Here is a 12,006-nt window from a genome sequence, read left to right on the forward strand (position 1 = left end):
GTCCTCTCCGCCGACGCCGACTGCTGACGGCGGAACATGATGAAGCAGCACCGGGCGCGGGGGAAGCCGCCGCGCGGGACGGTCCACCGGCGGCCCGCCGCCGGGCGCGATCGCCGGGCGCGGCGCGCGGTTGCCGCCCCGCCGCGCTGCGGCACACTGGTGCCATGCCGGAGCTGCCCGAGGTCGAGGCCCTCGCCGGATTCCTGGCCGGACACGCCGTCGGCCGGGAGATCGCCCGTGTGCACCCCGTCACGGTCAGCGTGCTCAAGACCTACGATCCGCCGCTGACCGCGCTGGAAGGCCGCACGGTCACCGCCGCGACCCGGCACGGCAAGTTCCTGGACCTCGCCACCGGCGGGCCGCATCTGATCGTCCATCTGGCCCGGGCCGGCTGGCTGCGCTGGCAGGAGGGCCTCCCGGCGGACCCGCCCCGGCCCGGCAAGGGGCCGCTGGCGCTGCGCCTGCTGTTCACCGCACCGCCGGGCACCGGCTTCGACCTCACCGAGGCGGGCACCAAGAAGGCCCTTGCCGTGTACGTCGTCGACGACCCCCAGGCGGTGCCGGGCATCGCCCGGCTGGGCCCGGACCCGCTGGCCGAGGCGTTCACCCAGGAGGCGTTCGCAGCGCTGCTGCGCGGCAGGCGGCACCAGATCAAGGGCGTGCTGCGCGACCAGTCCGTCATCGCCGGGATCGGCAACGCCTACTCCGACGAGATCCTGCACGCCGCCCGCATGTCGCCGTTCCGCCTCGCCGCGGACCTGACGGAACACGAGACCGCCGTGGTGTACGAGGCGCTGCGCGGCACCCTGCGCGACGCGGTGGAACGCTCCCGCGGGCTCGCGGCAGGGGAGCTGAAGGCGGAGAAGAAGACCGGCCTGCGGGTGCACGGACGCACCGGGGAGCCCTGCCCGGTGTGCGGCGACACGATCCGGGAGGTGTCCTACCGCGACTCCTCGCTCCAGTACTGCCCGACCTGCCAGACCGGCGGGAAGCCGCTGGCCGACCGCAGGATGTCGCGGCTGCTGAAGTAGCCCCGGCCGCCGCACCGGATCCGGCGGCCGCCTCGCCCCGCGACCCGCGCGCGGGCGCGGGCGCGAGCACGGCGCGCCGCCGCGGGCAGAACGGACCCACCTGTGGACACACCTGCCTACGGACACACCTACGGACCACGGAATACGGCGATGTGCTGTACGCGCCCGTGGCCGGGCGGCACACTGGGACATCCCCACCGCGGCCCCGTTCAGAGGGTGCCCGCGCATACCCGCTGCGGATCGAATCGCCGGCGCCGGCGATCCGGACGGGAGATCGCCAAGGGGGGAGACGACGATGGCATGGAACCCACTGGCCGGACATCAGATCGCGCGACTGCGCCAGGAGAACGCCCTGTTGCGCGCCGAGGCCGCCGAACTCCGCGCCGAACAGCGTGCCTTGCGTGCCGAGGCGCGGCACCTCCACCCCGTCGTCCCCGAACTCCTGCAACTCGCCGACCGGTTGGCCGACCTCACCAAGGAGGGAGAGCCCGCCGACGCCGAGCAGGCCGCGGCGGCGCTGCGCTGGCTCGACCAGCGGCTTACGCGGATCTTCGCCGCCTGCGACGTCGCCGACCTGCGGGACGAAGGGGCCGTCGACCCGGCGCGGCACGAGGTCGTCGGGTCCCGGCCCGCGGATGACGGGCGGCCGGTCGGCTGGATCGCCGAGACCGTCCGGCACGGCTACGTCTGGCGCGGCCAGATCCTCCGCCACCAGCAGGTCATCGTGTACATCGAGCCCCCCAAGCCCTGAACCGCCCCCGAACCGCCCCGAACCGGCCTCCTCGACGCGGTATGGACGGCACCGCGCCGGTCTTGACAGCGTTGTTCCGGCACCCGTACCCGTCCCCCCCCACCGGGAACAGACCGCTTGGAGCAGCATGCCCGACACCGTGATCATCGGCGGCGGTATCGCAGGAGTGGTGGCCGCCATCGCCCTGCGGAAGGCCGGGATCCGCGCGACCGTCTACGAGTCCCGTCCGCTCGGAGCCGCCGACACGGGCGCGTTCCTCGTGCTCTTCGCCAACGGCCTGGAGGCGCTGCGTGCCGTCGGCGCCCACCGCGAGGTGGTCGCCCGGTCCTTCCCCGCCGAACGGGTCCACTTCGTCGGCAGCGCCGGCAAGCCCCTGGGCTCACGGCCGGTCGCGGGCGGCGGGGACGGCGCCCTCGGCGCGCGCACGCTCCGGCGCGCCACCCTCGACCGGGCGTTGCGCGAGGAGGCGGCGCGGCGCGGGGTGCGCATCGAGTACGGCAAGCGGTTCGTCGCGGCCCACATCACCCCGGACGGCCGGATCGTGGCCTCCTTCGCCGACGGCGGGCGGGCCCAGGCGGATGTGCTCATCGGCGCCGACGGCATCCACTCGGTCACCCGGAAGTTCATCGACGCGGCGGCGCCCCGGCCCCGGTACACCGGCCGGAACACCGTCTGCGGCTACACCCGGGACCTCGCCGCCCTGCCGGAGCCGTCCCGTCCGGAACCGGGCGCGTACACGATGGTCTACGGCAGGCAGGCGTTCTTCGGCTGCACGGTCGCCCCGGACGGCGAGGTCTGGTGGTTCGCCGACGTCCCCGGCCCCGAACTTCCCAGGAGCGGCTCCCTTCCCGGAACCGGGTCCGCCGCCACCCCGGAGCAGTGGCGCGGACGGGTCGCCGGGTACTTCGCGGGCGACGGCACCGCCGCCGGCATCGTGCGCGCCGCCGATGACGGCGTGGTCGCCGGCAACGCCTACGACCTGGCGGCCACCCCCACCTGGTCCGGCGACGCCATGGTGCTCATCGGCGACGCCGCGCACGGGCCCGCCCCCGGCACCGCCCAAGGCGCCTCCATGGCCATGGAGGACGCCGTGGTCCTGGCGACCTGTCTGCGCGACCTGCCCGCGCGCCGGGCCTTCGCGGCGTACGAACGGCTGCGCCGCGCGCGGGTGGAGCGCGTGGCGGCCGCCGGCGCGGCGACGGCCCGCCGCACGACCCCGGGGCCCGTGGGGCGCGTACTGCGTGACACGCTGCTGCCGCGCCGCCTGGACCGGGGCGGCGCGGGCGCCGACGACTGGCTCACCGGCTACCGCGTGGACTGGGACGGACCCGTCCGGGACCTGCCCCGCCGGTGAAGATCGCTCGAAAGGAGCGATCACTCTCGCGTACGCTGCTGTTCAGGCGCTACGGCGCGCCGGACGGCGCGCAGGCGCACAGCACGGGGAGACGGGGGAGACGGGACAGATGTGGCCCGAGGCGGGGGCGGCGGCTGAGCCGTACTCATCAGCGGCTGAGCCGTACTCGTCAGGCGTCGGCGGCGCCGGCACCCTCCTCGACGTCCTCCAAGCGGAATCCGACCTTCAGTCCCACCTGGTAGTGCTCGGGCTTGCCGTCCAGGATCTGGCCGCGGATCTCGGTGACCTCGAACCAGTCCAGATGGCGCAGCGTCTGCGTGGCACGGCCGATGCCGTTGCGGATGGCGTCGTCGAGACCGTGGTGAGAGGTGCCGACGATCTCGGTCACCCGATAGGTGTGGTGGGACATGGCGGCTTTCCCGTTCCGTGCGAGGGTCCGGTGGCGCTTGCTCCTCCCACGGTGCCGCACCGTGCCGGGGTCCGCGAGCCGGACGCGTCCACCACCCGACCGGCACCGACCGTACGACAGGAGAAACCATGGGCGGCACGCACCGGGGCGAGCTTCTCGCCATCAGTGACCTGCATGTGGCCTACGAAGAGAACCGGGCGATCGTGGAACGGCTGCGGCCGGGCTCCGACGACGACTGGCTGATCGTCGCCGGGGACGTCGGCGAACTGTACAGCGACGTCGAATGGGCCCTGGGCCTGCTCAGCGAACGGTTCGCCAAGGTCATCTGGTCACCCGGCAACCATGAGCTGTGGACCCACCCCAAGGACCCGCTGCAACTGCGCGGCGTCGCCCGCTACCAGCACCTGGTCGAGATGTGCCGCGCCAAGGGGATCGTCACCCCCGAGGACCCCTACCCGGTCTGGGAGGGCAACGGCGGCCCGCTGACCATCGCACCGCTGTTCCTGCTGTACGACTACACCTTCCGCCTCGACGGCATCCACACCAAGGCGGCGGCGCTGGCCCACGCGAACGAGGCCGGTGTGGTCTGCACCGACGAGCACCTCCTCCACCCCGACCCCTATCCCACCCTCGACGCCTGGTGCCGGGCCCGGGTCGCCGAGACCGAGGCCCGGCTGGCCGCCCGCGACCCGGAGCTGCCGACCGTCCTCATCAACCACTGGCCGCTGACCCGGCTGCCCACCCGCATCCTCCGGTTCCCCGACTTCGCCCTGTGGTGCGGCACCGAACTCACCGCCGACTGGCATCTGCGCTACCGCGCCGAGACCGTCGTCTACGGCCATCTGCACATTCCCCGGACCACCGTGGAGGACGGCGTCCGCTTCCAGGAGGTCTCCGTCGGCTATCCGCGCGAATGGAAGCGGCACGGCGGGCTGCCGGAGGACCCGCTGCGCCGCGTGCTGCGGGTCGCGGTGAGCTGATCCGATCCGGCCGGAACGCTGTGGTGGGCCCGCCTGCCCGGCCGTAGCCTGAGCACGTCAACCCTCTTGCCGAGGAAGGACGATGACGATGAAGGTGACGGTCGACGCCGCCCGGGCGTGCCCCGTCCAGGCGATCTCCGTGGTCGGGTAGGGGCGGTGCGATGAGCGCGCGCGACACCGGCCCTGTGGCGGTGTTCGAACCCGGGACCTACACCTCCGGCGTGCCGTACGACCTGTTCCGCGAACTGCGCGCCACGGACCCCGTCTGCCGGATCGCCGAGCCCGCCGTCGGGCCGTGGCCCGCCGGTTCCGGCTACTGGGCGGTCTTCCGGCACGCGGACGTCAAGCACGTCCTGCGCACACCGGAGGTGTTCTCCTCGCACCTGGGCGCCACCCAGATCCGCGATCCGGACACCGCGTCCGACCTGGAGTTCGTCCGGGCGATGACGCTCAACCAGGATCCTCCCGGGCACGCGCGGTTGCGGCGCATCGTGGCGGCCGCCCTCACCCCGCGCGCGATACGCGAGCTGGAGAGCGTCATCGAGGAGCGCGCCGGGCGGCTGGTGGCCGACGTCGCGGCGGACGGCCGGACGGACTTCGTGGCACTCGCCGCTGACCTGCCGGTGTGGACCCTGGCCCACATCATGGGCGTCCCCGATGTCGACCGGCCGCTGCTGTTCGACTGGGCGAGCCGGGTGATCGGCTATCAGGACGCCGAGTACGCGGAAACCGCCACCGCCGACGCCCGGGCGCTCACGCCGATGGGGCGCGCCGCGCTCGCCCGGCGGCCCGCGACCCTCACCCGGCCGGACGGGCGCCCCATGAACCCGCGCTCACGCCAGGCCCTCAGCGACATGTTCGCGTACGCCCACGCCCTGGCCGAGCGGCCGCGGCCCGGCAGCGTGATGGCCCGGATGCGCGAGGGCGGCCTCACCGGCGACGAGTTCGAGACCATGTTCTTCCTGTTCGCCGTGGCGGGCAACGAGACGCTGCGCAACGGCATTCCGGGCGGACTGCTCACTCTCCTGGACCATCCCGAGCAGTACTCCCTGCTGCGCGAGCGGCCCGAGCTGACCGGCTCCGCCGTCGAGGAGATGCTGCGCTTCTGGCCACCGGTCATCCACATGCGGCGCACCGCCACCCGCGACGTCGAACTCGGCGGCCGGCTCATCCGGCGCGGCGAGAAGGTCGTGGTCTACCACGCCTCCGCCAACCGCGACGAGACCGTCTTCGCCGACCCCGACCGGTTCGACATCACCCGGACCCCGTGCGACCACGTCAGCTTCGGCTTCGGGCCGCACTTCTGCATGGGCGCGCATCTGGCCCGGGTGCAGATGCGCGCCATGCTGCGGAGTGTGCTCGGCGGGCTACCGGGGCTCCGGCGGGCCGGAGCGGCCGTGCGGCTCACCTCCAACTTCCAGAACGGACTCAAGCACCTGCCGGTCAGCTGGGGAACAGCGCGGTGAACGCCTCGGCCGCATCGTCCCCCGACCGGCCGAAGGGGGCGTCGAAGTCCCAGACCAGGAACAGCAGGAACGCGATGAGCATGCTGAACAGGCCGGCCAGCAGCAGCTCACGGGGCGACCGGCGGATCTGCAGTGTGAAGATCAGGCCGACCGTCATCACCGCGCCGAGGAGCAGGCCGAACCACACCACCCCCGGCATGGTCGAGCCTGCGCTCTGCTCACGGGCGCCGCGCGCGTCGGCCGCGATCGCCACCTGGTCCATCAGCGGCTGGTACGTCTGCGCCTCCACCTCGGTGCGCGGCGCGTACTCCGCCACGTCCTGGCGGACCTTGCGCAGCAGCACGTCCCCGTCCTTGGTCAGCTCCCCATGGTCGGCCATCGCCTGCCATTCCTTGCCGACCACCTGGTTCACGTACGCGTCGACGTCCGCGCGGATCCTGTCGCGGACCGGCTCGGGATACACGGCGGCGCGCTCACTGATCTCGTACAGCGCTTGGGCCTCGACCCGGGCGCCGTCCTGCGCGGCGGAGCGGGCCTCCCAGACCCCGGCGATCGCCAGGCCCAGGACGATGGCGTACACCACGCCGACCATCATCGTCATGTACTCGATGACGTCGGGGGTCTCCGAGGAGTCGTAGTCCTCGCCCACCCGGCGCTCCTTGAGCACCGTGACGATGAGGACGACCGCGGACGCCGCGACCATCGCGAGGACCAGTACCAGCCATTCGGACAACGGTGACCTCCAAGGTCAGGAGCGCCGGCCGCCGCCGGCGGCGCTCGAGCGGGGACGGAGAACGGCGGCCGCGAAGACGGCGGGCGCCGTGAGCAGCAGGGTGGAGGTGACGAGCGAGCCCCCGCTGTCGGGCCTCTTGTGGTGTGTGGGCCTGTAGTACGTCCGAAGCGCGACGGGGCGGGGCGGAGGCGGATCCGAACTGCGCCGCGGCGTGTGCCGCGGGGGCGGCGGCACCGGGGGGACCGCCTGCTCGGGGGGAGGGGGCGTGGGCCGCGGCGGCGCGCTCGTCGGCGGCCGGGTCAGGCTCGGCGTGGGGGAGGGCGTGGGGCTGGGCGTGGGGGAGGGGGTCGGGGTGGGGCTCGGCGTCGGAGAAGGGGTGGGTGTCGGGGAAGGGGTGGGTGTCGGTGTGGGGGTCGGCTTGTGCGTCGGCTTGTGCGTGGGCGGATGTGTGGGCGTGGGCGTCGGCGTGGGTGTGGGTTTGTGCGTGGGCGGGCGCGTAGGGCACGAGCCCAGCCACGCCCACGACCCCCGCGGCCAGGCGGCCGCCACGGCGCACCGGCGCGGGCCATGCCCTCCGTCGTCGTGCCCGTGCCCCCTGCCGCCTCCGTCGGCGACGGCTGCGGCTCCGGCCGATGCGACGACGAGCGCCGCGCCGACGACCCCCACACGCCCTGCGCGATTCCATCGGTTCACGTCGGAGATCTTGTACGGCGCTCAGCGCTCGCAGCCGTATGGTCCGGCTTATTCGCCTGAACGAGGGAACGCGCCACGGAGCAGGTGGGGGTCGGCCGGTGGCCGGCGGCGCGGCGTCGCAGTCGCAGTGAGGCCCGCCTCAGGCGTCCGGTTCGAAGAAGGCGCCGTGGCGCCCGGTCCCGGCCGCGAAGCGCGCGGCGCCGGTGAGTCCCTCGGCCAGCACCGCCTGCCCGTGGCGCAGTTCGGCCGCCATCGCCTGTTCCTCCGGCAGCCCCTGCTGGTCGAGCAGCGAGGCCCGGTCGGCGCGCAGGGTCGCCTGCGGGAAGCGGGCGAGTTCGGCGGCCAGCCGCTCCGCCTCCGCCCGCGCGGTCCCCGCCGGTACGAGCCTGTTGACCAGGCCCATCGCGTACGCCTCGGGTGCGGGCACGGGCCGCCCGGTCAGCACGAGGTCCATGGCGCGGCTCATCCCGATCAGCCGGGGGAGCCGCACCGTACCGCCGTCGATCAGCGGCACGCCCCACCGGCGGCAGAAGACGCCCAGCACCGCCTCCTCCTCGGCGACCCGCAGGTCGCACCAGAGCGCCAACTCCAGCCCGCCCGCGACCGCGTGGCCGCTGATCGCCGCGATCACCGGCTTGGTCAGGCGCAGCCGGGTCGGCCCCATCGGCCCGTCGCCATCCGCCGCCACCCGGTTGCCGCGCTCGGTGCCCATGGCCTTCAGATCCGCGCCGGAGCAGAACGTGCCGCCCTCGCCCCACAGCACCGCCACCCGCGCGTCCGCGTCGGCCTCGAAGGCGCGGAAGGCGTCGGCGAGTGCGGCGGCGGTGGCGCCGTCCACGGCGTTGCGCACCTCGGGGCGGGCCAGCACGACCGTGGTGACCGGACCCTGCCGTTCCGTACGGACGGAGGCGGGTACGGTGCCACGGCCCGGACGGCCCGGATCCGCGTCGGACGCGGGCACCGTCATCGCACGTCCTTGAGCCGGGCCCGCTCCAGGATCGGCCCGGTGTCGGCGCCGGGCGGCAGCGTGCCGAACGCGTGCCCCCAGTCCCCGCCCAGTCGCGAGGCGCAGAACGCGTCCGCCACCGCCGGATGGCTGAACCGCACCAGCAGACTGCCCTGCAGAACGAGCGTCATCTGCTCGGCGAGCCGCCGCGCCAGCAGCTGCGCCCGCTGCGGATCGGCCAGCTGCGGCAGCAGCTCGCGCACCCGCGCCACGGCCGCGTCCAGCCGCGTGTCGGCGCCGGCCGCGGCGTCCACCTCGGCCAGGAACGCCTCCAGCGCGTGCTGTTCACGGCCGAGCGCGCGCAGGACGTCGAGGGCGGCGACATTGCCCGAGCCCTCCCAGATCGACAGCAGCGGTGCCTCCCGGTACAGCCGCGGCATGCCCGAATCCTCCACGTACCCGTTGCCGCCCAGGCATTCCAGGGCCTCCGCGGCATGGGCGCTGCCCCGCTTGCACACCCAGTACTTGCTCACCGCCAACCCCAGCCGGCGCAGCGCCGCCTCCGCCGCGTCGCCCGCCTCGGCCCGGTCCAGTGCCGCCGCGAGTCGCAGCGCGAGAGCCGTGGCCGCCTCGGACTCCACCGCCAGATCGGCCAGCACGTTGCGCATCAGCGGCTGGTCGATCAGCTCCGCGCCGAACGCCCGCCGGTGCTCGGTGTGGTGCAGGGCCTGGCGCAGCCCGGCCCGCATGCCCGCCGCCGAGCCGATGACGCAGTCCAGGCGGGTGACGTTGACCATCTCCACGATGGTGCGCACCCCCCGGCCCGGCTCGCCGACCCGCCAGGCCACGGCCTGCTCGTACTCCACTTCCGAGGAGGCGTTCGAGCGGTTGCCCAGCTTGTTCTTCAGCCGCTGGAGCCGCATCGCGTTGCGGCCGCCGTCGGGCAGGACGCGCGGCACCAGGAAGCAGGTCAGCCCCTCGGGCGCCTGTGCCAGGGTCAGGAAGACGTCGCTCATCGGCGCGGAGGTGAACCACTTGTGCCCGGTGAGCAGATACGTCCCGTCCCCGGCCGGAACCGCCGAGGTGGTGTTGGCCCGCACGTCCGAGCCGCCCTGCTTCTCGGTCATCGACATGCCCGCGATCAGCCCGCGCTTGGCCAGCGGCGGGCGCAGTCCGAAGTCGTACGTACGAGAGCCGAGCAGCGGCTCGTAGACGGCGGCCAGGTCCGGCTCCGCGCGCAGCGCGGGCACCGCGGCGTACGTCATCGAGATCGGGCAGCCGTGTCCCGGCTCGGCCTGTGCGAAAGCGTAGAACTTGGCGGCGCGCACCAGATGCGCGCCGGGGCGCGGCTCGGCCCACGCCGCCGCGTGCTGGCCGCTCTCCACCGCGACCGTCATCAACTGGTGGTAGGCCGGGTGGTATTCGACCTCGTCGACGCGGTGGCCGTACCGGTCGTGCGTGTGCAGCACCGGCGGATGCTCCTCGGCCATCCGCGCCCAGTCCTGCACCTCGGCGGAGCCGGCGCGCGCGCCCAGCTCCCGCACCTCGGGCTCGCCCCAGGTGCCGCCGTCGCGGCGCAGGGCTTCCAGCAGCGCGGCGTCGTCCGCCGTACTGAAGTCGATCAGCGGCGGGGCCTGGTTGAGGACCTCGTGCGTTGCGCTCACGGCGGCAACCTCCGATACGGGCGGGCACGGCAGAGACGGACACGGTCTTACACTTCCATCATGCGTGATGAGGAACTGTAAGGGATAGGGTTCAGGACAGCCATGGACCACACCGCATCCGGCACGGGCACCGACAAGAGCCCGCAGACCAGCACGGGCACGCGGACCGGCGCCCCCGCCCCGCGCCCGCTGACCGCCCGCTCCGTCGTGCTGAGCACCCTGCTGGGCCACCACCCGCCGCAGCTGCCCGCACGCGCCCTGGTCCGGGTCGGCGCGCTGTTCGGCACCGCCGAGGGCACCGTCCGCGTCGCCCTCACCCGGATGGTCGCCGCAGGCGACCTGGAGCAGCGCGACGGCATGTACCGGCTCACCGAACGGCTGCTGGCCCGCCAGGCCCGGCAGGACGACGCGCGGTCCCCGCGCACCCGCCGCTGGCACGGCGGCTGGGAGATCGCCGTGGTCACCTCCGAGCGCCGCCCGGCCGCCGAGCGCACCGCCCTGCGCTCCGCCATGGCCGACCTGCGCCTGGCCGAACTGCGGGAAGGCACCTGGTTGCGGCCCGACAACCTGCTCCGCCCGCGGCCCGCCGTCGTCAGCGAGCAGTGCACGCTGCTCACCGGTGCCCCGGAAGGCGACCCGGTGCGGCTCGCCGCGCGCCTTTGGGACCTGGACGGTTGGGCGCGGCAGGCCGGGCAGCTGCTGACCGACCTGGACCGGGCGGACGGACCGGCCGGGCGGTTCACGGCCGCCGCCGCGATCCTGCGCCATCTGCTCACCGATCCCGTCCTGCCCGCCCGGCTGCTGCCCGCGGACTGGCCGGGGGCGCGGCTGCGCGCCCGCTACGACGACTTCGAACGCGAGCTGCGCGGGCTGCTGCCCCGGCACACCGGCTAGCCGGCCCGACAGCCGCGGGCCGGCTCAGGCCGACTCGCGGAGCACCAGCTCCGTCGGCAGCACCACCGACGGCTCGATCGTCTCGCCCGCCGCCAACCGCAGCAGCTGCCGCGCCAGTCGGCGGCCCAGATCCGGGACGGGCTGCCGGACCGTGGTCAGCGGAGGCTCGGTGTACCGCACGGAATCGATGTCGTCGAAGCCCACGACCGCCACGTCCTCGGGCACCCGCCGCCCCGCCCTCCGCAGCGCGTGCAGCACGCCCACGGCCATCAGATCGGAGGCGACGAACACGGCGTCCAGCGCGGGCGCCCGCGCCAGCAGCTCATCCATCGCCACCACGCCGGACTCCTGGGTGAAGTCGCCGACGGCGACGGTCTCCGCCAGGCCGGCGCTCCGCAGCCCCGCCCGGTACCCCGCGAGCCGGTCGATCCCGGCGACCATGTCCTGCGGGCCCGCGACGGTGGCTATCCCGCGCCGCCCGGCCGCGACCAGATGGCGGACCGCGGCCCGCGCGCCGCCCGCGTTGTCGACCCCCACGTACGGCAGGGACGCGGCCCCCAGCAGCCGTTCGTTGCACACCACGGGGATGCCCATGCGGGCCAGCGTGGCGGGCAGCGGGTCGTCGCCGTGCATCGAGGCCATCATGACGCCGTCCACGTGCCGGGCCAGGGCGAACCGCTCGATCCGGTTCCGGCTGGCGGCGGAGCGGGCCATCATCAGCACCAGCTGCTTGTCGGCCTCCTCCAGCTCCTGGCTGACGCCGCGGACGATGCCGGGGAAGAACTGGTCGTCGGAGAAGACCCGGCCCGGCTCCTCGGGCAGCACCAGCGCGAAGGAGTCGGTGCGCTGCGTCACCAGGCTGCGGGCGGCCTGGTTCGGGACGTAGCCCAGCTCCTGGATCGCGCGCAGCACCGCCTGGCGGCTGTCGTCGGCGACCTTGGGAGATCCGTTGACCACGCGGGACACGGTGGCGCGTGAGACGCCCGCGTGCTGCGCCACGCTCTCCAGAGTGGGCCGGGTCCGGTGCATACGCACACACCTCACACTTCGTCGGGCCGCGTCGGAGCGGGCGTCGGTCATCCGGG

General features: G+C 74.1%; 11 protein-coding genes. 6 read left to right on the forward strand and 5 right to left on the reverse strand.

The features are described 5' to 3' along the window. Positions 1-164 precede the first annotated feature (164 nt). The 3 genes from ACQUSR_RS31870 to ACQUSR_RS31880 all read left to right on the forward strand — a co-directional run bounded on the left by ACQUSR_RS31870 (position 165) and on the right by ACQUSR_RS31880 (position 3,136). Entirely contained in the window at positions 165-1,031 is an 867-nt protein-coding gene (locus ACQUSR_RS31870; RefSeq protein WP_431046581.1) for an Fpg/Nei family DNA glycosylase, read from the forward strand. 295 nt (positions 1,032-1,326) lie between these two features. Further along, positions 1,327-1,782, forward strand: coding sequence for a nucleotide exchange factor GrpE (gene grpE, locus ACQUSR_RS31875; protein ID WP_431046583.1), 456 nt, complete (start codon positions 1,327-1,329; stop codon positions 1,780-1,782). A gap of 127 nt (positions 1,783-1,909) precedes the next feature. Continuing rightward, a complete protein-coding gene (locus ACQUSR_RS31880; protein ID WP_431046585.1) occupies positions 1,910-3,136 on the forward strand; it encodes an FAD-dependent oxidoreductase in 1,227 nt (408 codons plus the stop codon). A 169-nt stretch (positions 3,137-3,305) separates the two neighbouring features. Here the strand turns inward: ACQUSR_RS31880 and ACQUSR_RS31885 are convergent, their stop codons facing one another. Then, positions 3,306-3,545, reverse strand: coding sequence for a dodecin (locus ACQUSR_RS31885; protein ID WP_431046587.1), 240 nt, complete (start codon positions 3,543-3,545; stop codon positions 3,306-3,308). Between the two features lie 128 nt (positions 3,546-3,673). Between ACQUSR_RS31885 and ACQUSR_RS31890 the strand changes: the two genes are divergently transcribed. Both ACQUSR_RS31890 and ACQUSR_RS31895 read left to right on the forward strand, forming a co-directional pair. Next, positions 3,674-4,525: a metallophosphoesterase family protein gene (locus tag ACQUSR_RS31890; protein ID WP_431046589.1), complete on the forward strand. Its 852-nt coding sequence runs from the start codon at positions 3,674-3,676 to the stop codon at positions 4,523-4,525. A 161-nt stretch (positions 4,526-4,686) separates the two neighbouring features. Further along, positions 4,687-5,991, forward strand: coding sequence for a cytochrome P450 (locus ACQUSR_RS31895; RefSeq protein ID WP_431046591.1), 1,305 nt, complete (start codon positions 4,687-4,689; stop codon positions 5,989-5,991). On the opposite strand, the gene ACQUSR_RS31900 is transcribed toward ACQUSR_RS31895, so the two are convergent. The 3 genes from ACQUSR_RS31900 to ACQUSR_RS31910 form a co-directional block, all read right to left on the reverse strand. Continuing rightward, a complete protein-coding gene (locus ACQUSR_RS31900; protein WP_431046593.1) occupies positions 5,969-6,724 on the reverse strand; it encodes a DUF4239 domain-containing protein in 756 nt (251 codons plus the stop codon). The genes ACQUSR_RS31895 and ACQUSR_RS31900 overlap by 23 nt on opposite strands. Positions 6,725-7,556: 832 nt before the next feature. After that, complete coding sequence (locus tag ACQUSR_RS31905; RefSeq protein WP_431046595.1) at positions 7,557-8,384, reverse strand: crotonase/enoyl-CoA hydratase family protein; 828 nt, start codon at positions 8,382-8,384, stop codon at positions 7,557-7,559. Next, entirely contained in the window at positions 8,381-10,027 is a 1,647-nt protein-coding gene (locus ACQUSR_RS31910) for an acyl-CoA dehydrogenase family protein (protein ID WP_431046597.1), read from the reverse strand. Before ACQUSR_RS31910 ends, ACQUSR_RS31905 begins: the two co-directional genes overlap by 4 nt. 102 nt (positions 10,028-10,129) lie before the next feature. Between ACQUSR_RS31910 and ACQUSR_RS31915 the strand changes: the two genes are divergently transcribed. Continuing rightward, positions 10,130-10,921 (forward strand): PaaX family transcriptional regulator C-terminal domain-containing protein, encoded by a 792-nt coding sequence (locus tag ACQUSR_RS31915; RefSeq protein ID WP_431046599.1) that lies wholly within the window; start codon positions 10,130-10,132, stop codon positions 10,919-10,921. Between the two features lie 24 nt (positions 10,922-10,945). Here the strand turns inward: ACQUSR_RS31915 and ACQUSR_RS31920 are convergent, their stop codons facing one another. Next, the gene (locus ACQUSR_RS31920; RefSeq protein WP_431046601.1) at positions 10,946-11,950 is read right to left on the reverse strand and encodes a LacI family DNA-binding transcriptional regulator; all 1,005 of its coding nucleotides are present in this window, start codon (positions 11,948-11,950) and stop codon (positions 10,946-10,948) included. Between the last annotated feature and the right edge of the window lie 56 nt (positions 11,951-12,006).

Source organism: Streptomyces sp. P1-3 (genome assembly GCF_050613155.1).
Lineage (GTDB): Bacteria > Actinomycetota > Actinomycetes > Streptomycetales > Streptomycetaceae > Streptomyces.